Genomic DNA, 25,721 nt, shown 5'->3' with positions numbered 1-25,721 from the left:
CTGCCGTTGTGGGGCATGGCCGCGTACCCGGACCCCGGCTTCGCGACGCCATGGAGGGAAGTCTGGCTCATCGGCGCGCCCGCCCTGTTCCTCGTCGGGTGGGGCATCGCGCTTCGCCCGCCACTTCAACTATCTGGGCGAGGGCTTCTTCTCCTTCTCCATCGCCCTCGTATTCTACTTCGCCAACCTGTGGGCCTGGACCTACTTCGTCTTCATCGTCGGCCTGTTCATTTCACGCCAACGCCTGGACGATGAGTTCTGCGCCGAAAAATACGGCCCCGAGAAGTGGGCGGAGTATCAAGCCCGGGTCAAATACCGGATCATCCCCGGCATCTATTGATGCTCAGGCGAACGGCGATTCGCCCCAGAGGAGGCAGTGAAAGAGATGACATCCATGCGCGGCTGGTCGCGGAGGCGGTTCCTGGGGAGCGGCTCGGCGGCCGCCGCGGTCGCCGCCGTTTGGGGATGCGCGCCGGAGGAGGGGACGCGCGCGGGCGGGGGTAGGCCATCGGCGCCGCTCACGGGCCCTCGCCGCTCGCTTGCGGAGCCGGGTCCGATGCTTCCGCCCGTCCCGGCGATCCTGCTCACCGTGAACGGCCGGCCCCGCGACCCTGACGAGATCTCGGTGCTGTGGACGTTCGTCGTGAGCGGCGACCCGCCTCAGATCGGGGTGAGTGCGGGCCTAGAGCATCAAGCGAGGGAACTGCTGGAGATCCACGACGAGTTCGTGCTGAACGTCCCGCTTGCATCGATGGTCGAGGCGTTCGACACCGTCGACATGAACTCCGGACGCGTAGCCGACAAGTTCGAGCTCTCGGGTCTGACGCGAGGCGCGGCGACCGTAGTCGATGCGCCCACGGTGGAGGAGTCCCCCATCCATTGCGAGTGTCGGATCTTCGACTCGCTCGAGGTGCCGCCCGAGCGGAAGCTCTTCCTCGCGGAGGTCGTGGCCACGACCGTCCTCGAGGGCGCGGTCGACGACGCCGGTCGCCTGATCGTGCCCGATGTGGACTTCTTCGGGATGACCGCGGGGAGCGGCGAGCACTACACGATGGGTCGCCGAGTCGGCAACATCGGGATGACCGTCGGCCGGAGCGACATCAAGTACTGACGGCCCGACGCCAGCGTCTGGGGCACCCCGCATGCAGGAGTGGTGTTGGCGGAAACTATCCCCATGGACTACATTTCGATACGTGATTAACGCATGTAGGAGCGGTAATGACGTATCATAATATAATAAGCCTCAGCGATGCCGAAGCGTCATTTCTTACCATCTTGGCAGCAAGTGGGAAGCAGATCTTCGCAACGAAGGATGCGTACGAAGTACTCGGCGAAGGCAAGGCGACCAGGGATGCGTTGGCACGACTCGTCGACAAGGGCTGGCTGGAGCGCATTGAGAAGGGGAAGTACCTCATCGTCCCACTCGAAGCCGGCCCCGACCGCACCTGGACCGAGGACGCCTACGTCATTGCGGGGCACCTGGTGAGTCATGCCGTGGTCGGCTACTGGTCCGCCCTCAACTACTGGAACCTCACCGAGCAGGTCCCACGCGTTACCTACGTGCAGACGACCGCGCGCAAGGAACGCCGCACACCCCAGGTTCTCGGGATGCGGTTCCGGATCGTCCGGGTGAAGCCTCGGAAGTTCTTCGGTTGCCACGTATACCGCGCCGGGCCATTCCAGGTCGAGGTCACGGATCGGGAGAAGACGATCGTGGATTGCCTCGACAGGCCCGAGTTGAGCGGAGGAGTGGGCCAGGTCGGCGAGGCGTTGCTTGCAGGAGACGGCGACTTCGACTGGGACCGAATGACGGATTATCTGCACCGCTTTGGCTCCGGCGCCGTTGTGAAGCGGCTCGGGTTTCTGGTCGAGAGCGTCGAGCTGACCCATCCTCCGGAGCGGGCGGTGCTGCATGGATGGCTGGATCTCCTCACTGCCGGAATCAGCAAACTCGATCCGTCCACTCCAAGGAAGCCCCACCGGATCGCCACCCGCTGGCGAATTGAGGTCAATCTCCCGGAGGAAGGGCTCCGGAGGCGGACATGATTCGGGACGCGGAGATTCGCCGACGCGCGCGAGTGGCGGGCGTCGAGCCTCGGACCATGGAGCTGGATTACGCACCTAGGGTGGGCCCTCCGAGGCATCGCAGAACACCCGTTCCTGGCCGGGCGGTTGGTCTTCAAGGGTGGAACCTGCGGTCGACGACGCCGGTCGCCTGATCGTGCCCGCCGTGGACTTCTTCGGGATGACCGCGGGGAGCGGCGAGCACTACACGATGGGTCGCCGAGTCGGCAACATCGGGATGACGGGCAGCCGGAGCGACATCAAGTACTGACGCCCCAGCCGGTTCATCGCATTGATAGCGCCAGCCTTACTCGCCGTCTCCCCGCCGACGCGGCGTCTGCTGTGCCGAGTCGGCCCCGTAGGCATGACTTGAGTCGGGTCTGTCGGTGAGAAGACCTGACAAATCTCCGGCCGATTGACGCTGGAGATAGCTGAGCGCCGCGCGAGCCAGCAGGCCGGACCTTGACTGGCCTTCGCGCACCGCGGCTTGGTCCACGATGGCCAGTACCCGCTCGGGCAGTGTGATATTGATTCGTTTCGTCTTGCTCGAGAGCTTCGAAATGTCCACTTCGGCGATCGCCCACACACCACCCCGGTAGTCATCGTTCCCCTGGTGTGCTTCCAGCGAAGCCCTGGCCGGGACCGGTTCGCCGTCCAGCAGGAGCCCCTCGATATGGCACGCGATCGCCTCCCGGGCCGACTCGATCACCTCGTCGAGGGTGTCGCCGGCCGAGAAACAGCCGGGAAGATCGGGCACGGTGACTCCATACCCGCTGTCCGCGTCCTTGTGAACCACGATCGGAAAGCGCATCAGCGATCCTCCCATTCCCAACCGGCCTGCCGATAGATGCTGCAAAGCGTCCCGATCGGGATGTCCTTGCTGGGGTGCTTCACCGTCACTCGACCGGGCTTGTCGGGATGAACGAACTGGTGGTGGCTTCCGCGGGTGTTCCGAAGCGTCCAGCCATCTGCCACCAGTTTGCGAATGATCTCCCTGCTCGACATGGTGTGTATTATACACACGGCACGGTGTTTCGTTCAAGAACCTCACTGCCTTCAATACCCCAGAAGTTCCGGCAGGAACAGGACCACCCCGGGCAGGAACGCGATGGCCACCGTGAGCGCCAGCATGAGCGCCAGGTAGGGCCACAGCGGGCGCGCGACCTCCGCCGGTTCGACTCCTCCGACGGAGCAGGCCACGAGGAGGCTCACGCCGACGGGCGGCAGGAACACCGAGATCCCCTGGGTCGCCACGATGACGGCGCCGTAGTGCACCGGATCGATTCCGAGTTGTGTCGCGAGGGGCAGGAGGATCGGCGTCAGCAGGACGACGGCGGGTACGCCCTCGAGGATGGCGCCGAGCAGCAGGAAGATGAGAATCGTGAGCGCCATGAAGCCGATCTGGCCGCCTCCGATCCCCACCACCGATGACGCCAGCGCCTGCGGCACCTGCAGGACGGCGAGGACCCATCCCAGGAGGCGCGCGGCACCCACCACGAACAGCACCATCCCCGACACCATGGCGGTCTTGACGATCTTGCTCCACAGCTCCGCGAGGGTGAGAGATCGGTACACGAACCCGGCCAGGAGCAGGGCGTAGGCCACGGCGACGGCCGCGGCTTCCGTGGGCGTGAAGAGGCCGAAGCGGATGCCGCCCAGGATGACCACGATCATGAACAGCGGGAGCACGGCGTCGATCGCCGCGCGGCGGAGGTCCGCGAGGGAGGCGCGCTCGGCGGCCGGCCACCCTTCCCTTCGCGCCTCCCACCCGATCTGCGTCATCAGGCCCACGGCGATGAGGAGCGCGGGTGCGATCGAGGCGACGAACAGGGCGCCTATGGAGACGTTGCCGATGACGCCGTAGACGACCATCACGATGGCCGGCGGAATGAGGATCCCCATCCCGCACGCGGCCGAGACGATCGCGGTGGCGCGCGCCCGGCCGTACCCGTTCGCGGTCAGTTGGGGCACCATGATGCCCCCGATGGCGGCGGCGTCCGCGGAGGTGGAGCCCGACACGCCCGAGAAGAAGATCTCGGTCACGATGACCACCTGCCCCAGCCCTCCGGGGAGGTGTCCCACGAGCGACCGCGCCAGCGTCACGAGGCGGCGGCTGATCCCCCCGACATCCATGAGGAAGCCGGCCAGAATGAAGAGGGGGACGGCGAGCATGGGGAACGAATCCATCCCCGCGACGATCTGCTGCGGGATGACGACGAGCGGAAGGTCCGCTACAAGGATGGCGACGACGGCCGCGATCGCGAGCGCGAAGCCGATCGGCACGGCGGCCAGCACCAGGAGGCCGAAGACGCCGAGGAGGAGCCCGCCCATCAGCCGGTCTCCCCGACCGAGTGCCCCGCCGGCCCCGCCTCCTGCGGCTGCTCCGAATCGCTGACCGCCGGCCCTGCCAGGAGGTGGATCACCATCAGCACGCCGGACGCCGGCGCAGCAGCATACACGAGCGCGACGGGCAGGTTCAGCGCGGCGGAGCGCTCTCCCATGGTCAGGTCCATGAGGGCGATGCCCGTGGCAATGAGGAGGAGCGCAAACACCAGCACGACGGCCCCCGCGAACGTCTCCACGACCCGCTTCGTGCGCGGGGCCAACCGCTCGGTGACTTGATCGAACCGGAAGTGTGCCCGCCGAGCCACGGCCAGCGAGGCCCCAAGCAGCGACATCCAGATGAAGCAGAAGCGCGACACCTCCTCGCTCCAGGGATTCGGGTAGGCGAAGAGGTAGCGCATGAGAACCTGGAGGAGGACCACGTCGCAAACCGCGATCACGAGAATGCCGACGGCATAGGTCTCGAGCGCGATCAGGGTTCGGTTGAGCGTCCGCAGCCGCTTTGTCATTCGAAGAGTTCGTAGCCGCTTTCCGCTGCAAGCTCCTCGGACAGTTCGTCCGCGCTCGGCAATCGCGCAGCGCGCTCTCTCACCATCTCGTCAACCTCGGCCATGGCCGCGCGAGTTTGCGCGTTCGGCAAGGCCGTCGTCGCCTTCCGTCTCATCTCGGCTTCCATCTGGACTTGGAGCAGCGAACTTGTGTGCCTTCATCGAGCCCTCCTGTATCCCTGTTGCGATACAACGTGTCATGCTGCCGCGTGTCCACGTCAACCTGATTGCTGATGATATGCATTGCTACTGCAAATTATCATGATAACTTGCAGCTCATGTTCAAACGATCACTGATTCTGCCGGACGCCGGCACGGAGACGTTCTTCCTCTGGGGGCCACGCCAGGCCGGCAAGAGCACCCTGTTGCGCCAGTGCTATCCGGATGGCCGGTGGGTCGACCTGCTGAAGAGCGACGAGTTCCGGCGTTACCTGACGAACCCGGAATTTCTTCGCCAGGAAATCGAAGCGGAGGGGTCCCACCGGGACCGTCAGATCGTCATCGATGAAGTCCAGAAGGTGCCCGCACTCCTGGACGAGGTTCACTGGCTCATGGAGAACCGGGGCGTCAGCTTCGCGCTGTGCGGATCGAGCGCGACCAAGGTCAAGCGGGGCGCCGCCAATCTCCTGGGGGGGCGGGCCGTCCGCTACGAGCTGCTGGGGATCGCCGCGGCCGAGCTCGGTGACGACTTCGACCTGACCCGTCTGCTCAACACAGGCTATCTCCCTCGCATCTACCAGGCCCCCCGCCCCGTTCGTCTCCTGGACGCCTACATCAGCGACTACCTGGTCCAGGAGGTCGCCACGGAGGGGGTTGTCCGGAAACTCCCCGCCTTCTCACGCTTTCTCGACGCGGCTTCGTTGTGTGACGGAGAGATCGTCAACCTCTCGAACGTCGCCGCGGAATGCGGCGTCGCGCAAAACACGGTGAAGAACTACTTCCAGGTCCTGGTGGACATGCTTCTGGCTCGCTGGGTCCCCTCCTATCGTTCGCGCCCAAAGCGGCGGGTCATTCAGGCGCCGAAGTTCTATTTCGCTGATGTGGGAATCGTGAACCGGCTCGCGCGGCGTGGTCCCCTGGCTCCCGGCTCGGAGTTGTACGGAAAGGCCTTCGAGAACTGGGTGTGCCACGAGCTGTTCGCCTGGCTCAGCTACCGGGAATTCGATGGCGAGCTCTCGTACTGGCGGCTGGCCGGCGGGACCGAAGTGGATTTCGTGGTTGGCGACATGCAGCTCGCGGTCGAGGCCAAGGCGAGCGCGAAGATCGGCTCGCGCCATCTCCGGGGTCTCCGCAGCGTCATTCGCGATCACCCTTCGATCGCGCGCCGAGTCATCGTTTGCCTGGAACCTCGTGCCCGGCGGACGTCTGACGGCATCGACATCCTGCCCGCCGAAGAGTTCACCCGGCAACTCCGCCACGATCGCCTGGTGTGACCCTGGCGCGGACCGTACCCCGGACTTCTACCGGCTGCCGGAAGCCGTGCGCTCCGCTTCTGCCACCAGCCTTGCGATCAGCGCCTCGCCGTCCGGCAGCCGATCGGCCAGCTCGTCCCGGATGCGCGGTCTGACGACCGGAGCGAACGGCGCCAGGTTCGGTCGGGAGATCTCCACGCCTGCCGCGCGCATTTCCTCCACCGCGTCCACCTCCATCCGGCGGGCGAGTTCGCTCTGGTAGGCGAGCGCGTCCGCCGCGGCGCGGTCGATGGTCTCCCTGATCTCGGGGGGAAGCCCCTGATAGAACGGCTCGTTCACCAGGAGGGTGATCGGGTTGTAGGTGATGGACGTGAAGCTGTAGAACTTCGCCACCTCGTGGAGCCGGCTGCTCACGAAGCCGATCGCGTTCGCCTCGCCGCCGTCGATCACGCCCTGCTGGAGCGCGGAGTAGACCTCGCCGTAGTTCATCGGCGTCGCCTGGACGCCCAGCGCCGAATAGGCCGCCAGGTACGTCGCGTTCTGAAGGACCCGGAGCTTGAGTCCGGCGAGATCCTCGGGCGTCTCGACGGGTCGGCGCTTGTTGTAGACGTGGCGGAACCCGTAGTCGAGGAACCCCAGCGAGCGGACGCCCGTGCGCTCGAGGAGGAGATCGCGCCACCAATCTCCCATGGGGCCGTCCATCACCGAGAGCCCGTGGTCGCGGGTCTCGAACAGGAACGGGAGATCGAACATCTGCCCTTCCGGCACCCAGCCCGAGAGCACCGGGGTCCCCGTGATGGCCATGTGGACCGCGCCGACCTGGATCTGCTCGAAGGCGACGCGCTCGCCCCCGAGCTGTCCCGACGGATAGATCACGACCCGGAACCGCCCGTCGGTGCGCTCCAGCATGAGCTCCCGGAACCGCTCCGCCATGAGGTGGAACTCCGAGTTGGTCGAGAGCACGTGGGAGAAGCGAACTTCCCAGGCGAGCGAGTCGGTGGGCGGGTCGGAATCGCCGGGGCCGGGGCCACGGCACGCCACCGGCAGGAGCGTCGCCACCCCCGCCAAACCGAAGCGGAGCCGGAGGAGCGCTCTAGGCACCGCCAGATCGTCTGGCCGGCGTCGATGAACAGGGTGGCGCCCGTCACGAGGCGCGCCTCGTCGTTCGACCGCGAGGAAGTACGACGGCCCCCACCACGTCGTCGGGGGCGCCGATCTCCCCGAGCGGGATCGTCTGGCCGGCGTCGATGAACAGGCGCCGCACGAGACGCGCCTCATCGTTCGACGAGGAAGACAGCCCCCACCACGTCGTCTCCTGCGGGCGAGGCGGCGCTCGCGGAACTCGTCCTGGCGATGTCCGCGTTCATGTCGGTCTCGATCAGACCCGGTGCGATGGCGTTCACCCGGATCTTGTGGGGCGCGAGCTCGAGCGCCATCTGCTTCGTGAGCATCTCGACCCCTGCCTTCGACACGCAGTAGTGGGTGAGGTTCGGGGCGGCCACCGCCTGCCCGGCGGACGACACGTTGACGATCGCACCCGGCGTTCCGGCCTCGACCATGCGGCGTGCTACCGCCTGACCGACCAGGAAGTAGCCCTTCAGGTTGACGTTCAGAATGGCGTCCCACTCCTCCTCGCGATCTCGAGGAGGGGCGTGCGCTTCAGGATCCCGGCGTTGTTCACCAGGATGTCGAGGCCACCCAGGAAGTCGTGCGCCTCGGCGACGAAGCGCTCGACGTCGGATCGGGAGTCCGTAGAGCCCTGCACGGCGACCGCGCGGCGCCCCATCTCCTCGATCTGGCGGACGGCGCTCTCGGCGTCCTCGCGACTCCGCCGGTAGTTGACCGCCACGTCCGCGCCCTCACGGGCCAGGCCCAGGGCGATGCTCCGACCGATGCTCCGCGAGCCGCCGGTGACCAGGGCGCGTTTGCCTTCTAGACGCATGGGGCACTTTCTCGTCGACGAGGAACTTCACCCGGGCGGATCGAAACGAGCCTGCGCTCACGCTCCGCCGCAAAAACCAGCGCTGCCCGGATGTCTTCGAACTCCAAGTCCGGGAAGTCCGCCAGTATTTCCGCTTCTGTCATCCCGGACGCCAGGTACTCAAGGACATCGCACACGTGGTCCTGAGCCCGCGAATGCACGGTTTGCCGCCTCTCTTCCCCGGCTCCAGGGTGATGCGATCCAAGTGGTTCATGCCCCAGAGTATCCGTTGGCCAGATGGGAGGGTCAAATCCCGCCCGCTGGCACGGCTCTCCGTGACCGCCATCGAGCCCAAGCTCATTCCGCAGCCCGCTGGCCACCTCTACCTTCGTGACGGTGGTGCGGTATCGGGTGTGACAGGTCCTATCCTCTCCCGGAGCGATCCATGAAGCCCTCGGTTCGAGTCGGACTCGCCTCTTCGGTGGCATCCCTTTTCGCCTTGACCGCTCCGGTGACGCCAGGCGCGACCCAAGCGGCCGCGGCCGCCCAGTCGTTTCCCTCCGACGATCCGGTCATCCGGGCGATCTGGGAGGAGGGCGTCGAGCGCTCGCAGGTCTACGCGCTCGGCCAGGTGATGATGGACTCGATCGGGCCGCGCCTCACCGGCTCGCCCGCCATGGCCGGCGCCAACGACTGGGCGCTGGCGAAGTACGCGGAGTGGGGCATCGAGGCGTACAAGGAGCAGTACGGCACCTGGCGGAGTTGGGAGCGAGGTATCACCCACATCGATCTCGTCTCGCCGCGGGTGCGGTCGCTCGAGGGCACGGCGGCCGCGTGGAGCCCGGCCACGGATGGCCCCGTCGAGACGGAGGTCGTGATCCTGGCGGACGTGGGCGGCCCCGCAGCGTTCGAGGCGTGGCTGCCGGAAGTGCGGGGCAGGTTCGTCCTCATCTCGCGACCGGAGGCGAGCTGCCGCCCGCGGGAGAACCTCGAGCAGTTCTCACGACCCGAGACGCTGGCGCGCATGTCGGAGGAGCGCGAGCGCGCGGCCCGAGAGTGGCGCGAACGCGAGGAGAACACGGGTGTCGATCGGCGCGCGCTGCCTGAAGCGCTGGACGCTGCCGGGGCCGCCGGGATCATCCGCTCGCAGTGGTCCGAGGGGTGGGGCGTAAACAAGATCTTCGGCACCGGGAACGAGCGGGCCCCGCTGCTGGACCTGAGCTGCGAGGCGTACGGGCTCGTATACCGGCTGGCCGAGAACGGTCAGGGGCCGGTACTGCGCGTCGACGCCCAGGCCCGCTTCCTCGGCGAGGTGCCGGTCTTCAACGCCTTCGCCGTGATCCCCGGCACCGCCGAACCCGAGGAGTACGTCATCCTCGGAGGCCACTACGACTCCTGGGACGGCTCCGACGGCGCGCTCGACAACGGCACCGGCGCGGTCGCCATCATGGAAGCGATGCGCATCCTGAAGCGGGCGGTCCCGAACCCCCGCCGCACCATCATCGGCGCCCTCTGGAACGGCGAGGAACAGGGTCTGAACGGGTCACGCGCCTTCGTCGAGGACCACCCCGAGATCCTCGAGCGCACCCACACCGTGTTCAACATCGATCACGGGAACGGGCCGGTCACCTTCATCCCCATGCAGGGCTTCGCCGCGGCCGGCGGGCGCTTCGGCGACTGGCTCGCGCAGGTCCCGAGCGAACTCGCGGATCTCGTCACCCTCGAGATCCCGGGGATGCCCGAATCCGGCGGGACCGACCACGCGTCCTTCCTGTGCGCGGGGGTCCCGGCCTTCAGCTTCCACGTGGGCGCCGGCCGCAGCGAAATGACCATCGCCGACAACCGCTGGGACACGAGCACCTACACCTGGCACACCAACCGGGACTCCTTCGACAAGATCATCTTCGAGGACCTGCGCGACGACGCCGTGATGACCGCGCTGTTCGCCTACCTGGCCTCCGAGGACCCGGAGCCGATGCCCCGCGACCAGCGCGCGATGCCGGATGGCTCGCAGTGGCCGGATTGCCGTCCCCCGGCTCGGAGTTCAGGAGAAAGCACCCGCTAAGGCTAAGGGAGATCTCGTAAGAATCTCCGCGACCGCAACGTTACTAGGGGGAATGGTCACACCTCTTCGGTGACCTGACATCCCTGGTGATGAGTATGCGACATCGAATCGCGGCGCGCCGTTCCCGGCGCCTGTATCAGCTTGCGGGCTTGGGCCTCCTTGCCGCGTGCGGGGGCGACGGTCCGCTGGCCGTGCCCAGGGATCTGCCTCCTGAAGAGTGGGTGTACGACCAATACGTCGCGGTTGGAAGAACCATCGAATTGGATCTCGTTACCATCTTCAGCAGCCTGGACAGCGTCACGCTCCGCTTCCACGCGGAGACATCGGACCCAAGTCTCGTGACGGTCGCTATCGACGATGGTGTGCTGACGCTGGAATCCGTCGGGGGCGAAGGTTCAACCGACGTGACCGTGTGGGCCACTGCTCCGCGAGGCCGGTCCGCCGTCGCCGATTTTGCCGTGTTCACCGACTACGGCGGCTCGATCGAGCTGGCTGCGGCCGCATCCGTCGGCGATACGATACAGGGGGTTCTGGGGCGAGGGGACGAGGATTATTTCGAGGTCTTCGTCCCGACCGACGCCTTCCGGCTCCGCGCGTTCACCCAGGGCGATACGGACCCCGTGGGGGCATTGTACGACGCGAACGGTACCCGCATCGCGCATGACTACGACACAGGCGAGGGCCTGAACTTCCTCATCATCCGGGAGCTGGCTGCCGGAACGTATTACGTGAGCGTAAGCCGCGGCGCCGGGAGTTATTCGTTGATTCTGGAGGAGGCCGAGGCCGACGATCACGGCGATTCGTTTGCGACAGCCACCTCCGTGTCCATCGGTGATACGGTGCGGGCCGTCCTGACGCCGGGGGACCAGGATTACTTCGAGTTCTCGGTCCCGGACGGCTTCACCGTGCGCGCGTTCGCGCAGGGCGATACGGACACCAACGGAGTGCTGTACGACGGGAGCGGTGTCAGCATCGCGTCGGACAACTCGGCCGGCGAGGGCTTGAACTTCCACATCGTCCGGGACCTGGATGCGGGAACGCATTACCTGAGCGTCAGCGGGTGGGACACGGGGAGTTATTCGCTGATCGTGGAGGAGGCCGGGGCCGACGATCACGGCGACTCGATCGCTACCGCCACGCCCGTGTCCATCGGCGATACGGTTCCGGGCGTTCTGACGCCGGGGGACGAGGATTATTTCGAGTTCTCGGTCTCGACCGACGACTTGCGCCTGGGCGTGTTCACGCAGGGGACGACCGACGCGGTCGGAACACTCTACGACGGGAACGGCTCCCGCCTGGCGGATGACGCCGACTCCGGCGTGGGGGACAACTTCCACATCATCCGGACCCTCGATGCCGGGCGGTACTACCTGCGCGTCTTCGGAAGTTACCGCCGCGAAGCGGGGTATTACTCCCTGATTCTGAAAGAGGCCGAGCCCGACGATCACGGGAACACGATCGCTACGGCGACGTCCGTGTCCATCGGCGATACGGTTCCGGGCGTTCTGGCGGCCCGGGACCGTGATTTTTTCGAGTTCTCGGTCCCGACGGACGGCTTCCCTCTCGGCGCGTTCACGCAGAGCGATACGGACACGGACGGGGTACTGTACGACGGGAGCGGCTCCTGGATCGCGCATGACTATTCGTCCGGGGAGGGCTTCAACTTCCGCATCACCCGCGTGCTGGATGCCGGAACGTATTACCTGGAAGTGAGTGGGGGAGGCGGAAGTTATTCGTTGATTCTGGAGGAGGCCGATACGGATGCCGGGGGGCCAGCGCGCGATACCGGACGGCCCGGGCCGGCTCCACGCCGCGATGAAATACTAAATCTTGTTGAATTAGTACGTCAGTAGTAGGTTGCGCGCTGCGGGTGGCGCGACAACCGTCCAAATACTAATCTGACACAAATTAGTACATCGTTAGTACTTGGAGCATGCTTCGGTGAAGATCCCCACGTCCGGGCCGACCCTTCGCGAGCTTCTGAGCGACCAGGATCTCATGTCCGAGGCCGCACGCATCCTCACGGCCGCGACCGGGCCCGAGGTGAAGGGCCGCTACCGCCACTGGGACAAGCTTCGGCACCTCGATCCACCCGCCGGTCTCACCACCCGTGCGTGGTGGCTTGCGCTCAAGTTCGCCCGCGCGCAACTCGCCAAGCCGATCACCCTCCTGGACAAGACCGGCACACCGTTCACGTTCTCGATGACGGATACCGTGCTCCAGGCCATCCAAAAGATCGACCGGGACGCGAGCGGGAAGATAGAGATCAGCGAGCAGGTCACGAGTCCGGAAACGCGAGACCGGTACATCATCAACTCTCTGATACAGGAGGCCATCGCTTCCAGTCAGCTTGAGGGTGCGGTCACAACGATCGAGAGAGCCAAGGACATGATCAGGACCGGCCGAAAGCCGACCGATCAGAGCGAGCAGATGATCCTCAACAACTACAGGGCCATGCGCAGGGTGCGGCAGTTCGCGCGTGACCGCCTGACGCCCGAGCGGATTCTCGAGCTCCAGAGAGTCGTCACCGCCGGTACGCTTGATGACCCCGACGCCGCCGGCCGGTTGCGGCGGCGGGAGGACGACGTCGTCGTGAGCGACTTCGATGGCAAAATCCTCCACCGCCCACCGGACGCCAACGAACTTGAGGCACGCCTGGACCGGATGTGCGCGTTCGCCAATGGGGAGGATGGAGACGCCTTCGTACACCCGGTCATCCGCGCCATCATCCTTCATTTCTGGGTCGGGTACGACCACCCGTTCGTCGATGGCAACGGTCGAACGGCCAGGGCGCTCTTCTACTGGTCCATGCTGTCGCAGGGCTACTGGCTTTGCGAGTACATCTCGATTTCGACGCTTCTTCGCTCGCAACCGGCCAAGTACGCTCGCGCCTACCTGTATACCGAGACGGACCAGAACGACCTGACCTATTTCGTGCTCTACCAGCTAGGCATAATCCGGCGGGCGATTGAGGCAGTGCACGTCCACCTCGACGTGAAGATAGAAGAGGTCCGACGTGTCGAGGCCCTCCTGCGGCAGGCGGTGGTTCTCAACCATCGACAGCTTGCGCTCCTCAGCCACTCTCTGAAGCACCCCAACGGTCGGAGCCGCTACTCGATCCGGTCTCATCGGAGCAGCCACAACGTGGTCTACCAGACCGCTCGCACCGACCTGCTGGATCTTGCCGCTCGCGGGCTCCTGACCAGACGGAAGCTGGGCCGGACGTTCTACTTCTATCCGCAGCCGGATCTCGCCGATCGCCTCAAACGCCTCGAGGCTTGACTACCTCCCGCGTCACCCGCGCATGTGATGGCATCCTGTTGTCGAGAAGACCCGTTGAAGTATCCGGCCGTCCGCCGAGCGATCGCCTGGGAGGCCTTGATCAGCTCCCGGGGGGGCGTCCCCCTGAGCGCACCGAGAATTCTGCCGGGCGCTGGTGCTCAAGAAAGGACGTGCCCGGGAGAATTCGGCCAGCGAAGGGGAGCGAAGCTCCACGAGCGCACCGAGAATTCTGCCGGGCGCTGGTGCTCAAGAAAGGATGTGCCCGGGAGAATTCGGCCAGCGAAGGGGAGCGAAGCTCCACGAGCGCACCGAGAATTCTGCCGGGCGCTGGTGCTCAAGAAAGGACGTGCCCGGGAGAATTCGGCCAGCGAAGGGGAGCGAAGCTCCACGAGCGCACCGAGAATTCTGCCGGGCGCTGGTGCTCAAGAAAGGACGTGCCCGGGAGAATTCGGCCAGCGAAGGGGAGCGAAGCTCCACGAGCGCACCGAGAATTCTGCCGGGCGCTGGTTGACTTCCGAAGGAAGGAAACATGCGCCCGGGAGAATTCGAATCCCCAACCTCCTGATCCGTAGTCAGGTGCTCTATCCAGTTGAGCTACGGGCGCTCGATATGTCATGCGTGCGGAATCAGAAGATCCCGCGGTACTGCATGCCCAGGAGAGGATTCGAACCTCCACGTCCGTAAAAGGACACTAGCCCCTCAAGCTAGCGCGTCTGCCAGTTCCGCCACCTGGGCCGGTGGATGCTCGGGGGGGGAGTCGAACCCCCACGGGATGTTAATCCCACAGGATCCTGAATCCTGCGCGTCTGCCATTTCCGCCACCCGAGCCTGCGCCCCCGCCTCAGGTCCGGGAGTCGCCCCACGGACCGGCCCTGCCAACTCCGTCGGGACGAGTGCGCCCGACAGGATTCGAACCTGTGACCTCTTGCTCCGGAGGCAAGCGCTCTATCCAGGCTGAGCTACGGGCGCAGACACGAAACGCGTCGCCGGAAGAGGCGACGCGCCGTGGACGCAATCTAATGAGGTGGGGACCCGGCGTCCACAAGTCCGACGACAGCTCAGCCAAGGTCTAGGCCTCGGCGCATGTCCGCCACGTCTCGTTCGCCAGGGGCTCCCGGGCCAGTGCGTCGAGCCGGTGGCGCCAATTCGGCAGCACGCGGTCGAGGATGCCTCGGAAACGGTCGTCGTGCCTCCGCTCGATCAGGTGGACCATCTCGTGCACGACGACGTACTCCAGACACGACACGGGCTTCTTGGCCAGCTCCGAGTTGAGCCAGATGCGGCCGGCCTCACGGTTGCAGGTGCCCCATCGCGTCTTCATGCGCCGGATCCGCCAGTCGGCCACGACCACCCCGATCCGCGGTTCCCACTTTGCGATGATCTCGGGAATCCGCTCCCGTAGCCGGGCCCGGTACCAGCGATACAGCATGGCCTCGCGCGCGTGGCAGCCCGTGCCGGGACGAACCCGCATCTCGATCCAGCCCGCGTCGCGCACCCGTATGCCGCTCGGGCCGTCCGACACGACCACATCCAAGCGGTAGCGGCGTCCCTCGAAGTAGTGGCTCTCGCCGGTGCCAAACTCGCGTTGCGACTGGCGGTCCTGCCGCTGAAACTCGTCGCGGCGACGGCGAATCCAAGCCAGCCGGGAGATCACTGCCAGCCGCACCGCGTCGTCGTCGAGCCGTAGCGGCACCGCGACCCGCACCCTTCCCTCCGGAGGGTAGACGCCCACGTGCAGGTGCTTGATGTCCTTGCGGGCCACTTCGACCGCGATGCCGCGGATCTCCATCCGGACGGCCTCAGAACTCATGCTGCGCCTTCACGATCTTGAAGATCGCGAGCGCGTGTTCCTCTCCCTTTGGGCCGAGCCCGTCGCGGATCGCCCGCAGGATCCTCCGTTCCTTGATGGGATGGCCACGCCAGCCGGCCATCAGGGTCTGGCGAACCGCCTCATCGATGGCCAGCGCAGCGACTTCGCCGGGATCAGGCCAGGGTTCCGCGCCGGGCTCGGCCACGCGTTCCGAAAGCAACTCGTCCGGCAGGTTGTCGTAGATTGCCCGGAGCGCCGGCTTGTTGATGCTGGGGGGATACGAACCACCGCCTTCCCCGCGCTTCACCTTCTCCGCGAGCTCGATGACCTTCTTCAGGTAGGCTTCGTACTCGATCACCTCTTCCCTGCGTTGGTTGACGAGCGCCTCGAGCACGGCCGACATCTTCTCGTAGTACTTCGGGTTTACGGCCATCTCGTCGACGATCAGGCGGCGGACGTTGTTCTCGATCGTCTCGGCGACGGCGCGACGGCTGCGCCGGATCCCTTCCGGGAGCGAGTCGATCGCGTCCCTGCCATTCTTGATAAGCAGGTCCACGAGCGTCATGTCGTCGAACGCGGTAACGACCTCGCTGTCCTCGGCTCTGATGTAGTTGTCGAGGAGGTGCCTCATGGCGGGCTCGAACAGCTTGAGATCGACGTAGTCCCCGCTGGCCAGCTTGACCTCCTGGCGGACCTTCTAGTAGTGGCTCACCTCCTCCCGAATGGCCTGCCGTTCGGCCTCGGCGTAACCGGCCTCGATCATCTCGTTGGCCAGGTTGGCGTAGGCACGCAGGTAGGCGGCCACCATTCTGTACAGCGTGAGCCGCTTCCGTTCGTTGGCGGCGAGCCCCCCGGCGGGGTCGCCTGTTCCGTCGTGGCAGAAGTAGCGCAGGTACGCCTCCGTGTCCCGGGGCGGTTCAACGGGTTCGCACAGCGCCTTCACTGCTTCGCGGGTCTCCTCCAGCCGCTCCCGTCCCTGTTCGAGACGATCCTTCAGCAGCCCTTCCACGTCCTCGCGGTCATAGCCCTCGAACGCTTCGCCCGTGTAGTCCCGGATCGCGCCCTCCAGCGACCGGAACAGATCCTGTAGTCGATGACGTAACCGTACTCCTTGTCCTCCCCGTGCAGCCGGTTGACGCGGCAGATCGCCTGGAAGAGACCGTGGTCCTGCATTCTCTTGTCGATGTAGAGATACGTCGCCGGCGGGGCGTCGAAGCCGGTGAGCAGCTTGTCGACGACGATCAGGAGCTTCATCTGCCCCGGCTCGTTCACGAAGCGCCCCTTGACCTCCTTCTCGAACTGCTCGGCCCTGTGCATGGCCCTTTCGGCAGGTTCGCTGAAGTGGTCAGCGAGCATCTTTCGGTACACCTCATACTTGAGGAGCTTCTCCGTGAGACCCTCGCCCGTCTCTTCGCCCTTGATGTCCCCTGCCGCCGGGCTGTAGGAGGTGACGATGGCGCACTTGCCCTTCAGTTCGGATTCGCTGAACACCTCGAAGAAGCGGCAGGCCGCGTAGACGCTGTCCGACACGAGCATGGCGTTGCCGCGGTCATTCTGCAGGCGGTCCCTGGTCTCCATGTCCATCAGGATGTCGGCCGCGATCTTCCGAATCCGGTCCAGCGAACTCGTGACCTTCCGCATCGTGCCCCACTTCTGCCTGAGCTGCGCGCGGGCCAGGTCACTGAGGCCCTTCGTCTTCGCGTCGAACCACCGGTCGATCTTCTTTTCCGACGTGATGCTCTGGTCGATGTCGCGCGCCTCGTAGCGCAGGTCCAAAACCACGTTGTCGTCGACCGCCTCGTCGTACTTGTAGGTGTGGATGTACGGGCCGAAGATCTCGATGCTGCGCTTCTTGTCGGACTTGAGGAGCGGTGTCCCGGTGAACCCGATCGGCGTGGCTCCGGGAAGGATCGCCTTCATGGCGGCGTGCAGCTTGCCGGACTGCGTACGGTGACATTCGTCCACGAAGACGAAGATCTCCCCCGGGGGCTGGAAACCATCTGACAAGTGAGCCCAGAGGTCGTTCACGTAGCGGTCGATGTTCCCCTCCTCGGAACTGCCGAACTTCTGGACGAGGGAACAGATCAGCGACTTGGCGGGATCACCAAGTGCTTCTACGAGGTCGGCTCCGTCCTTCGTCCGGTAGATGTCCTCGTCCACACCGATGAAGACCTTCTCGATCTGCTCGTCGAGTTCGGTGCGGTCCGTGACGATGAGGACGCGGCCATCCACGCCCTCGAGTTCGCGGATCCACTTCGCCAGCCACACCATCGTGAGGCTCTTGCCGCTGCCCTGGGTGTGCCAGATGATCCCGCCTTCGCGGCGGCGGACGTAATCCCGGGCCGTCTTCACGCCGAAGTACTGGTTGTGGCGGCAGATCTTCTTGACGCCGGCGTCGAACACCACGAAGTCGTGGATCAGTTCGAGCAGGCGGTCGGGCGCGCACAGATGACCGAGTTCGGCAAGGAGGGGAGAGGCGGCGTCGTCGTGGCTGAGAGCGTCGGCTTCCTTCCAGCGGAGCCAATACTTCTCGCGGGTCTCGATCACGCCGTAGCGCAGCCCTTCGGTGTCGTTGCCCGCCATGACGAGCTGCACGGTGGTGAAGAACGGCTGGATGAACTCCTTCTTCTGGTTGTCCAGGTTCTGGCGGATTCCCTCCGCCACCGAGACCGTCGAGCGCTTGAGTTCGAGTACGCCGAGCGCGATCCCGTTGACGTAGAGCACGATGTCGGGCCGCTTCGTGTTATGGCCGAGGACCGTGACTTCCTCCGCGATGGCGAAGTCGTTGGCGGCCGGATTCTCCCAATCGATCAGGTTGACGGTGAGAGTGGACTCGCCGAGCGCGGGCCGCACTTTCGCACCGTAGCGGAGGAGGCCGTAGACGTCGCGGTTGGCGTCGTAGAGCGCCCTTCCCCCGCCCAGAGCCGCGGCCTTGTCGAGCCTGTCCAGCACTTTGGTCGTGATGGCCGGGTCGTGGCCCTGGCGCGTGAGAAACTCCGTGAGGATTTCGGGTTCGATGTTCCGGTTGTTCGGGCGTTCGTGCCACTTGCCCAGGTATCGGTAACCGAGAGTGTCGCGGAAATGGTCGATGACGCGGCGCTGGGTCCGGATCTCGAGTTCGCCGACGGCGGTCATCGGGGGCCTTCGGGGTCGGGGCCGGCAGGTTTCTGGTTGTTTTCTGGTTGCTTTCTGGCTGAACCAGAAATTCCGGGTTCGAGGACCTGCCAGTGGCCTGCTCGCGACGAGCCGACCCGAACGATCGCCCCGGATGCCTTCAGGCGGCGCATGTGGTACTTGATTCCATCCAGCGTGAGGCCGACGCGCTCCGCAAGCTGCTTCCGAGTCATCCGGGGTTGAGCGGCCAGGAGAGCCAGGATTCGTTCCGGGACGGTTTTTGGGGTAGTGATTGGGGTAGCTTGCCCCGTTTTTGGGGTAGTGATTGGGGTAGTCGAGGCAGGTTTCCGGGTAGTCAGCTCCGTTTTCGGGGTGGTCTCCGCCTTCCGCCAGATCCGGGTCACGAAACCCGCGCCGGCCTCGAACTCCGGCTCCGGCAGGCCCGCCTCGGCGCAACGCCGGATCATGTCCACCGTCCCGGTGCCCATCCTCTCGATGTAGCGCAGCAGGTACATCGACTCGGCAATCAGCGGATTGGCGGGCAGCGACTGGTGCGCCACGCGCAGCTTCTCCACGGTGAGCGAAGGAGGCAACCGACCGGAATTCATGACTTCCAGCCGGTCCGCGAAGAGCATGACCTGAACGCTGCTGTTGTCGGTGTAGTCCCGGTGCGCCACCGCGTTCACGATGGCCTCCGTCACGACCTCCTTCGGGATCTCGTAGGCCGCGGGCGCCTGGACGGTCTCCGCCCTCGTGCCCACGGCCAGAGCGATCTTGCTCATCACGAAGTCCACCGCCTGGTCCACCAGTTCGAAGACCGTGCCCTTGTACACCTGGTAGGAGGGAATCGGCTTGGCGACCTCGGTCCCGTGGAAGTGCGCACACTTGACCTCCGAGGAGATAAGGAAGCGTTGCGGAGCCTTGCCGAACAGCAACACGGCCGCGTTCGTGAGCCGTCCCCCGCTCAACAGGTTCAAGTGCCTGAGCAGGTCCGGCGGGGGCGTCTCTTCCGGCAGCGGGAACTTCCGCGATCTCCGCGCCACGCGGATGAAACGGTACATGCCCTCGACATTCAGGTCGTCAAGGGCGGCGCCCGAGCAGCGGGCGTCGTCGAACGGTCCGAAGCGCAACAGTTCCTTCGCTTCCAGATACTGGACGAGTGCGGCGTATAGGCCTGCCACCAACTCCGCCGGGGTAGCGAAGCGCCTCCTTACCAGACCGGCCTGCGCCCGGTTGATGAGCGCACGCATCTTCGAGTGGCGCTCGTCTCCCTCGGCGCCCTTCACGAAGATCAGCCGATGCTTCTCCAGCTCGGTGGCCCGGTCGAACTCGCGCTCGGTGGGCGAGATTCCATCCTCGTCCTCGAATCCGTAGTCGGTACCGAACAGACCGACGTAGATGTCGCACCGCCCGACTTCGTCCAGATAGACCTCGAAGAAGCGTCGCATCAGCGGATCGCCGCGCACGTAGTCGCGCAGATGCTCACGCTCCCGTGCGAACTCGCGCTGGACGCTGCTGATGAAGATCCGGATCGGCCCGGTTCGTCCTCGGGAACGGCTCCGGGGATGGGAAGGCGGATGGAACCGGTGAGGAGCTGCTGCATCATGCCCTGCTTGAGGGCGCGGGTCTTGTCGAGGCGGCGATCGAGCGCGGCGATCTCAGTGTCCATGTCGAAGAGGACGCCAGCTATGGCTTGCTGTTCAGGGAGGGGGGGTAGGGGGCACTCGACTTCGGCCAAGTGATCGCTGCGAATATGAACGACTGCATCTCCCTGAGCCATACGCGCCTTCTGGCGGGCTGCGACCGGGGCGTTCAGTAGGTGCGCGAGATGAACCGGATCCTGTCCAGTGGCCCTCAGGACGATGATGTCTCCACCGGCATAGGCGAGCTCTTCGCCGATGTACGCAACACAGATGCCGATTTCCTCTGCCGTCTCTCCCGACCCGGCAAGCAGCAGTTCGCCCTTCTCGATCCGCAACGCCGTTGCCGCTACGTCCTTCGGAATCCGGGATACCGGGTTGACCACATAGTTCTGATACCGGGTGTAGAGCTCTCCGTACCGTACGCAACGGGATCCGATCTCCCGCAATTCGGTTCGCCTGATGCCCTTGCCTTTGCGGAATACCCCAAACTTCTCCTAACCGCTTCGTCTCCCACTCGCCGCTGAATCCGGGCAGCCGGATCCTGCCGGTCAGGAGTTGTTGCATCGCGGCCCGCTTGACGGCCCGCTTCTTCGCGATCAGCGCCTCCAGCGACCCGATCAGCTCGTCAACGTCGGAAAGGACGGCGGCGATGGCCCGCTGCTCGCGGCGTGGAGGCAGCGGAATCAGCATGCCAGCGATCATCTCCATCCGAACGGAATCAACGGACGACTTCGCCGTCATGGACATGATGCGATGGTAGAATCGTTCGCTGAACTGGAAAAAAAATACTGTCCGTTCAGCTGATCTGAAAAGTCGGAAATGCGATAGACTCGTTGATGCACGTCGAACCGGCCACGAACGTAGTGAAAAATTTTCCCGGTTCCGACTCCCGTCGCCCGCCGTTAGCACCGCTTCGCCATCATACGAATAGGTGCCGATGCGCTCGACATCCGGAGATCGAACAAAGAACGGATACTGTCCGCCCTCTTCCTTGTCCTCCGTATTCTTCGAGCCAGTCTTGATGCATGTATGTTGGTCGATTCTGTCTACCTTCCAATCCTCCGGAATCACCCCTACGTCGGTCCGCCGGTATCCCGCAGGTACCTTCGGCCCGTACTCCGGACCGTCCGGATCACGGCTCTCCCCGGCCATCTGCCCCTCAGTCATGGCCTACCGTCGTTCCCCTCAACCTCCCGGCGAACGATCGCCAGCTGGTCGGCAAGCTCCTGCTTCGACGGCAGGTAGAGCTGGTATTTCGACGCGTAGATGTTGGCGTCTTCGGGGAGCGTCAACTCGACGATGGCGTCCTTCTTACGGTCGCAGAGCAGGATACCGACCGTCGGCAGTTCGTCATCGGTCCTCACGTAGCGGTCGAAGTAGTTCACATACATCTGCATCTGGCCGAGATCCTGATGGGTCAGATTCCCGGGCTTGAGGTCGATCAGCACGTAGCACCGCAGGAGGCGGTTGTAGAACACCAGGTCCGAAAAAGTGACTGTCGTCGAAGCTGAAACGCTTCTGGCGCGCCTCGAAGAGGAAGCCCTTTCCCAGCTCCAGCAGGAACTGCTGAAGCCGGTCGATGATCGCAGTTTCCAAGTCGCTCTCGGAGTAGGCGGGCCTCTCCTCCAGTCCCAGAAACTCCAGGACCACCGGATCCTTGATCAGGTACGAAGCCTTCTCCACCACCTGCCCCTCGCGAGCCAAGCGACGAACCTCATGCTTGTCGCGGCTGAGCGCGAGCCGCTCGTACAGGGAGCTGTCGAGCTGGCGTTTGAGTTCGCGGACACTCCAGCCGTTGTCCGCAGCCTCGATCTCGTAGAAGCGGCGGGCGTCGGGGTTGGTTACGGACAGCAGGGTGACGTAGTGGGACCAGCTGAGAACGAACTCGTCTCGAAGTTGAGCGACAATATCTGCTAACGAGGCCGAGCTCGAGTGAGGGGATTGGTCCGACGGCGTCGGGCGAATTCGACCGGTCTCGTCGGCGGACGCCGGAAGTGACGATTGGTCCGACAGCGTGGGACCAATCGGCCGACGCTGCCGGTAGAACTGCCGAAAGAGCTTCAATCGGGTAGTGGATGCGCCCTGGATTTCCGCTTGGCGAAACCGGTCCGACATGCGGGAGAGGAGTCGAGCGCCGTACTCAGCCCGATCAACCCCGTTCTGCTCGTACTCCACGATGTACCATCCGAACAGCCAGTTCCGCACGACCAACGAGCGGTCGATGGCGCGGGAGGCTGAGCGCCGGGTCTCCTCGTGAGTACGCCGGCACAGCTCGACCAGGCGCTCGAAATCGAACTCCCGACTCATACCGACAGCCCCATCCGCTTCAGGTGGCCCTCCACCTTCGCGCCACAGTCCTCAGCTTGACGAGCAAGATCCGGCAGCGGCTTCGCATACCGCCCTTCCAGCACCCTGACCCGATCCACCAGCCCACCCGTCAGGCGCTCCACCACGTGCCCGATCGCAACCTCCACGCTAGCCATCCACTTGTCGCCGACCACGAGCTCGGTGATCTCCGCCTCGGTCAGCGTCGCGTACCGCGCGAGCACCTTTGAATCCAGCCGAGCCTGTGCCGTCTTCGCCGCCCTCTTCGCTGCGGCAAGGGCCTTCATCAGATCGAGACACGCTTCCAGCACGTCCCGCTCCTCCTGCCCTTCGGGATCGCCGGCCACCCCCTTCAGCTTCAGCCGCGCCCTCACCGCGGCCTGAGTCACCTTCCCGGAATCACTCGTCGCGCCCTCCAGCAACCCATCTTCCCCAGAGTACTCCTCGACCAACTCTTCCAGCTCGCGAGCGATGCTCTCCTCGTCCGTCCGCAAACGGTCAACCTCGGCCTGCTCCGCCGCAAAATACCGGGCGACCACAAGCCCTGGAGGCGCCAGATCCATTCTGTACTTCTTCCGGTTCACGGTCAGATCCGGTGTTTCCGCGGTCCCCTTGCCCTTGACAGGTACCAGCACCCGCGGCCGCGCCGCCTCCGTCCATCCCTCCGTCACCACCAGGTACACATCGTCCTGCATGACCTCGTCCCAGTAGTCCATCAGACACTGGTAGACATCGTAGCGGTCGAGCAGCGGCAGTCCGGCGAAGCGGTGCAGCAGGTCCTCCGACAGGTCCCGAATCAGATCCTTGGGCGAATCCGCCACAGCAAGCTCGCGGAGGGGCGGAGCATGTTCCCGTCGCCAACCGTCAAACACCCGGCGGACGCGGTCCCCATACGCTGGGCTTACCCCGTTTCAGTGGACAGGTGAAAGTGGTGGTTTCCTCCTTTCTCGCCACCTCGCGGGAGAGAAGAGCGGTCGCCGCGCCGAAGGCGTGGCGGACCGTGGGAGAGGGACGCGGCCCGGGGGTCACGCCGCCTCTCCCTTCTCGCGCGCCTCGAAGCTGGCGGGCGACTCGTAGCCGAGGCTCGAGTGCCGCCGGCGCGGATTGTACCAGCCCTCGATGAACCGGAACACCTCCCGGCGGGCCTCGCCGGGCGTCCGGAACGAGCGCCGCCAGATGAGTTCGCACTCCAGCGTGGCGAAGAACGACTCGCACATGGCGTTGTCGTAGGCGTCGCCCACCGAGCCCATCGAGGGCCTGACCCCGGCCCTCCGGCAGCGGCCGCCGAAGGCGTAGGACGTGTACTGGCTGCCTTGGTCGCTGTGGTGGATCACCTCCTCGGGGCGCCGCCGCGCCAGCGCCATGTCGAAGGCGTCCAGCACCAGGGACGTCCTCAGGTGCGTCGCCATCGACCAGCCCACGATGCGGCGGCTCCAGGCGTCGAGCACGACGGCCAGATAGAGGAAGCCCGCCCAGGTCGGCACGTACGCGATGTCGGCCACCCAGAGTTCGTCCGGTCCGGAGGCCGAGAAGTCTCGGTCCACGAGATCCGGCGCGGGCCTGGACTCCGCGGCCCGCTTCGTCGTACTGCCCTTGCGGCGCCGGCTCACGCCCTCGACCCCGGCCGCCCGCATCAGCCGGGCGACCCGGTTCACGCCCGCCTCGCGGCCCCGGGCCCTCAGCTCGGCGTGGATCCGCGGCGCCCCGTACGTTCCGTCGCTCATGGCGTGAATCTCAAGGATCTCCTCGGTGAGCGCCGCGTTCGCACGCGCCCGCTCCGACGGCTCCCGCGTCCGCCACGCGTAGTACCCGCTCGGGGAGAGACCCGGCAGGCGGCACATCACGCGCACCGGATAGGCGGCCTGGTGATCAACCGCGAACCGGAACCCCCTCGGGGGATCGATCCGCTCTCCTTGGCGAACCAGGCCGTGGCTTTTGCCAATATGTCGCGCTCGATCTTCACACGGCGCAGTTCGCGCTTCAGTTCCCGGACTTCCTTGCGCTCAGCCGTCGTCAGACCGTTGGTGCGACGCCCCTCGTCCAGATCGGCCTGTTCCACCCAGCGCCGGATCGCCGTCGCCGAGGGCTCGAACTCGCGAGCCAACTGGTCCGCGCTCTGCCCCGCACGGACCAGATCCACCATCCGCGCCTTGTACTCCGGCGCGTATCTCCGTCCCGACATGCGACACCTCCTCGTTGTGACCAACGCTCAAAGGTGTCCACCAACTCGGGGTAACTCCAGACCGACAACGCGAGCGACCAGGGGCAGTTGGTGGAGCGGGTTGACGAGGTGTCCGGGCGGTGCGGGGAGACGCCGGGCGAGGTGCTGGCCGACTCGGGCTACTCGAACGAGGAGGACCTGGCGGCGCTGGATGCGCGGGGGATCGATGGCTACGTGGCGCTGGGCCGGGAGGGCAAGGGGGCCGGAGAACCCGACCCGGAGACGTGCCCGGCGAGGGCGCGCATGGCGAAGAGGCTGGCGACTCCGGAGGGCCGGGCGGTGTACGCGAAGCGCAAGTGGATCGCGGAGGCGCCCATGGGCTGGATCAAGGAGGCGATGGGGTTCCGGAGGTTCAGCCTCCGGGGCTTGGAGAAGGTGCGCGGCGAGTGGGACCTCGTGTGCCTGGCGCTCAACATGAGGCGCCTCCACGTCCTTCAGGCAGCGTGAGGGGCCGAAAATCCGTGTCAAGCGTCCCCCGGGGCACAAAAAGAGGTCCGCGGCCCCGCCCGAACGCCGCCCGCCGGGCCGTCTCCCCGCCTACAACGCGTTCCCGTCCGGAAAACGACCGACACTTCGGCTCGCGAGACCCCGCGGGCGGCATCCGATGGCTTCCGCCGCGCTCCTGCGGCGCAGGCTCCTAGCCCCTCAAGCTAGCGCGTCTGCCAGTTCCGCCACCTGGGCTGGTGATGCTCGGGGGGGGAGTCGAACCCCCACGGGATGTTAATCCCACAGGATCCTGAATCCTGCGCGTCTGCCATTTCCGCCACCCGAGCCTGCGCCCCTGCCTCAGGTCCGGGAGTCGCTCCACGGACCGGTCCTGCCAACTCCGTCGGGACGAGTGCGCCCGACAGGATTCGAACCTGTGACCTCTTGCTCCGGAGGCAAGCGCTCTATCCAGGCTGAGCTACGGGCGCAGACACACAACGCGCCGCCGGAAGAGGCGACGCGACGCGCAGATAATCTGACGGGATGG

19 protein-coding genes, 6 tRNA genes and 6 pseudogenes are annotated in these 25,721 nt (G+C 65.4%); 9 read left to right on the top strand and 22 right to left on the bottom strand.

Translation table 11 applies throughout. The features are described from left to right. Positions 1-133: 133 nt before the first annotated feature. The 4 genes from ACOQPP_RS15935 to ACOQPP_RS15920 all read left to right on the top strand — a co-directional run bounded on the left by ACOQPP_RS15935 (position 134) and on the right by ACOQPP_RS15920 (position 2,335). A complete protein-coding gene (locus tag ACOQPP_RS15935) occupies positions 134-340 on the top strand; it encodes a hypothetical protein (RefSeq protein ID WP_420637383.1) in 207 nt (68 codons plus the stop codon). Between the two features lie 216 nt (positions 341-556). Next, on the top strand, positions 557-1,111 hold the full coding sequence (locus ACOQPP_RS15930; RefSeq protein WP_420636910.1) for a flavin reductase family protein: 555 nt from the start codon (positions 557-559) through the stop codon (positions 1,109-1,111). A 107-nt stretch (positions 1,112-1,218) separates the two neighbouring features. Next, positions 1,219-2,046 (top strand): type IV toxin-antitoxin system AbiEi family antitoxin domain-containing protein, encoded by an 828-nt coding sequence (locus tag ACOQPP_RS15925; RefSeq protein ID WP_420636909.1) that lies wholly within the window; start codon positions 1,219-1,221, stop codon positions 2,044-2,046. Positions 2,047-2,185: 139 nt separating this feature from the next. Then, the gene (locus tag ACOQPP_RS15920; protein WP_420636908.1) at positions 2,186-2,335 is read left to right on the top strand and encodes a hypothetical protein; all 150 of its coding nucleotides are present in this window, start codon (positions 2,186-2,188) and stop codon (positions 2,333-2,335) included. Positions 2,336-2,371: 36 nt separating this feature from the next. Here ACOQPP_RS15920 and ACOQPP_RS15915 read toward each other — a convergent pair whose 3' ends face one another. From ACOQPP_RS15915 to ACOQPP_RS15895, 5 genes are read right to left on the bottom strand one after another with little or no spacing between them, the layout of a single operon-like run. Continuing rightward, on the bottom strand, positions 2,372-2,875 hold the full coding sequence (locus tag ACOQPP_RS15915) for a type II toxin-antitoxin system HicB family antitoxin (protein ID WP_419167712.1): 504 nt from the start codon (positions 2,873-2,875) through the stop codon (positions 2,372-2,374). Then, positions 2,875-3,069, bottom strand: coding sequence for a type II toxin-antitoxin system HicA family toxin (locus ACOQPP_RS15910; RefSeq protein WP_419167713.1), 195 nt, complete (start codon positions 3,067-3,069; stop codon positions 2,875-2,877). The genes ACOQPP_RS15915 and ACOQPP_RS15910 overlap by 1 nt, the downstream gene beginning before the upstream one ends. Before the next feature lie 51 nt (positions 3,070-3,120). Then, the gene (locus ACOQPP_RS15905; RefSeq protein ID WP_420636907.1) at positions 3,121-4,395 is read right to left on the bottom strand and encodes a TRAP transporter large permease; all 1,275 of its coding nucleotides are present in this window, start codon (positions 4,393-4,395) and stop codon (positions 3,121-3,123) included. Next, the gene (locus ACOQPP_RS15900; protein WP_420636906.1) at positions 4,395-4,916 is read right to left on the bottom strand and encodes a TRAP transporter small permease; all 522 of its coding nucleotides are present in this window, start codon (positions 4,914-4,916) and stop codon (positions 4,395-4,397) included. Before ACOQPP_RS15900 ends, ACOQPP_RS15905 begins: the two co-directional genes overlap by 1 nt. Further along, on the bottom strand, positions 4,913-5,071 hold the full coding sequence (locus ACOQPP_RS15895; protein WP_420636905.1) for a hypothetical protein: 159 nt from the start codon (positions 5,069-5,071) through the stop codon (positions 4,913-4,915). The genes ACOQPP_RS15900 and ACOQPP_RS15895 overlap by 4 nt, the downstream gene beginning before the upstream one ends. A 162-nt stretch (positions 5,072-5,233) precedes the next feature. Here ACOQPP_RS15895 and ACOQPP_RS15890 point away from each other — a divergent pair, with 162 nt between their 5' ends. Further along, positions 5,234-6,388, top strand: a complete 1,155-nt coding sequence (locus ACOQPP_RS15890; RefSeq protein WP_420636904.1) for an ATP-binding protein — start codon at positions 5,234-5,236, stop codon at positions 6,386-6,388. Between the two features lie 27 nt (positions 6,389-6,415). On the opposite strand, the gene ACOQPP_RS15885 is transcribed toward ACOQPP_RS15890, so the two are convergent. The 3 genes and pseudogenes from ACOQPP_RS15885 to ACOQPP_RS15875 form a co-directional block, all read right to left on the bottom strand. After that, the gene (locus ACOQPP_RS15885) at positions 6,416-7,468 is read right to left on the bottom strand and encodes a TRAP transporter substrate-binding protein (RefSeq protein WP_420636903.1); all 1,053 of its coding nucleotides are present in this window, start codon (positions 7,466-7,468) and stop codon (positions 6,416-6,418) included. Positions 7,469-7,641: 173 nt separating this feature from the next. Further along, positions 7,642-8,309, bottom strand: a pseudogene (locus ACOQPP_RS15880) (SDR family NAD(P)-dependent oxidoreductase). Further along, a pseudogene (locus ACOQPP_RS15875) lies at positions 8,300-8,562 on the bottom strand (DUF433 domain-containing protein). Before ACOQPP_RS15875 ends, ACOQPP_RS15880 begins: the two co-directional pseudogenes overlap by 10 nt. Before the next feature lie 171 nt (positions 8,563-8,733). On the opposite strand from ACOQPP_RS15875, the gene ACOQPP_RS15870 reads away from it, so the two are divergent. The 3 genes from ACOQPP_RS15870 to ACOQPP_RS15860 all read left to right on the top strand — a co-directional run bounded on the left by ACOQPP_RS15870 (position 8,734) and on the right by ACOQPP_RS15860 (position 13,635). Next, on the top strand, positions 8,734-10,353 hold the full coding sequence (locus tag ACOQPP_RS15870; protein WP_420636902.1) for a M28 family peptidase: 1,620 nt from the start codon (positions 8,734-8,736) through the stop codon (positions 10,351-10,353). 95 nt (positions 10,354-10,448) lie between these two features. Beyond that, complete coding sequence (locus ACOQPP_RS15865) at positions 10,449-12,206, top strand: hypothetical protein (protein WP_420636901.1); 1,758 nt, start codon at positions 10,449-10,451, stop codon at positions 12,204-12,206. 88 nt (positions 12,207-12,294) lie between these two features. Beyond that, positions 12,295-13,635 (top strand): Fic family protein, encoded by a 1,341-nt coding sequence (locus tag ACOQPP_RS15860; RefSeq protein WP_420636900.1) that lies wholly within the window; start codon positions 12,295-12,297, stop codon positions 13,633-13,635. Between the two features lie 530 nt (positions 13,636-14,165). Here the strand turns inward: ACOQPP_RS15860 and ACOQPP_RS15855 are convergent. From ACOQPP_RS15855 to ACOQPP_RS15800, 12 genes and pseudogenes are all read right to left on the bottom strand, one after another. Beyond that, positions 14,166-14,239 (bottom strand) — tRNA-Arg (locus ACOQPP_RS15855). A 45-nt stretch (positions 14,240-14,284) separates the two neighbouring features. Continuing rightward, positions 14,285-14,370, bottom strand: a tRNA-Leu gene (locus ACOQPP_RS15850). Between the two features lie 7 nt (positions 14,371-14,377). Continuing rightward, a tRNA-Leu gene (locus tag ACOQPP_RS15845) sits at positions 14,378-14,463 on the bottom strand. Positions 14,464-14,529: 66 nt separating this feature from the next. Next, a tRNA-Arg gene (locus tag ACOQPP_RS15840) sits at positions 14,530-14,604 on the bottom strand. Positions 14,605-14,704: 100 nt separating this feature from the next. Continuing rightward, the gene (locus tag ACOQPP_RS15835) at positions 14,705-15,445 is read right to left on the bottom strand and encodes a M48 family metallopeptidase (RefSeq protein ID WP_420636899.1); all 741 of its coding nucleotides are present in this window, start codon (positions 15,443-15,445) and stop codon (positions 14,705-14,707) included. After that, positions 15,435-18,580 (bottom strand): annotated as a pseudogene (locus ACOQPP_RS15830) (type I restriction endonuclease subunit R). Before ACOQPP_RS15830 ends, ACOQPP_RS15835 begins: the two are co-directional and overlap by 11 nt. After that, the gene (locus tag ACOQPP_RS15825) at positions 18,577-20,091 is read right to left on the bottom strand and encodes an ATP-binding protein (protein WP_420637382.1); all 1,515 of its coding nucleotides are present in this window, start codon (positions 20,089-20,091) and stop codon (positions 18,577-18,579) included. Before ACOQPP_RS15825 ends, ACOQPP_RS15830 begins: the two are co-directional and overlap by 4 nt. Continuing rightward, entirely contained in the window at positions 20,007-20,648 is a 642-nt protein-coding gene (locus tag ACOQPP_RS15820; RefSeq protein WP_420636898.1) for a restriction endonuclease subunit S, read from the bottom strand. Before ACOQPP_RS15820 ends, ACOQPP_RS15825 begins: the two co-directional genes overlap by 85 nt. A 211-nt stretch (positions 20,649-20,859) precedes the next feature. Next, a pseudogene (locus ACOQPP_RS15815) lies at positions 20,860-21,354 on the bottom strand (restriction endonuclease subunit S); the annotation flags it as partial. 11 nt (positions 21,355-21,365) lie between these two features. Beyond that, positions 21,366-22,509 (bottom strand): annotated as a pseudogene (locus ACOQPP_RS15810) (PDDEXK nuclease domain-containing protein). Beyond that, on the bottom strand, positions 22,506-23,348 hold the full coding sequence (locus ACOQPP_RS15805; RefSeq protein WP_420636897.1) for a hypothetical protein: 843 nt from the start codon (positions 23,346-23,348) through the stop codon (positions 22,506-22,508). The pseudogene ACOQPP_RS15810 and the gene ACOQPP_RS15805 overlap by 4 nt, the downstream one beginning before the upstream one ends. A gap of 204 nt (positions 23,349-23,552) precedes the next feature. Continuing rightward, a protein-coding gene (locus ACOQPP_RS15800; protein WP_420636896.1) for an IS3 family transposase occupies positions 23,553-24,709 on the bottom strand; the annotation gives its coding sequence in 2 pieces (ribosomal slippage) (positions 23,553-24,460 and positions 24,460-24,709; 1,158 coding nt in all). A 78-nt stretch (positions 24,710-24,787) separates the two neighbouring features. Here ACOQPP_RS15800 and ACOQPP_RS15795 point away from each other — a divergent pair. After that, a pseudogene (locus ACOQPP_RS15795) lies at positions 24,788-25,195 on the top strand (transposase); the annotation flags it as partial. Between the two features lie 240 nt (positions 25,196-25,435). Here the strand turns inward: ACOQPP_RS15795 and ACOQPP_RS15790 are convergent. Both ACOQPP_RS15790 and ACOQPP_RS15785 read right to left on the bottom strand, forming a co-directional pair. After that, a tRNA-Leu gene (locus ACOQPP_RS15790) sits at positions 25,436-25,521 on the bottom strand. A gap of 66 nt (positions 25,522-25,587) precedes the next feature. Further along, a tRNA-Arg gene (locus ACOQPP_RS15785) sits at positions 25,588-25,662 on the bottom strand. Between the last annotated feature and the right edge of the window lie 59 nt (positions 25,663-25,721).

Origin of the sequence: Candidatus Palauibacter sp., from assembly GCF_965222475.1 — a bacterium.
Lineage (GTDB): Bacteria > Gemmatimonadota > Gemmatimonadetes > Palauibacterales > Palauibacteraceae > Palauibacter.
This window is presented reverse-complemented; position numbering and strand designations above follow the sequence as displayed.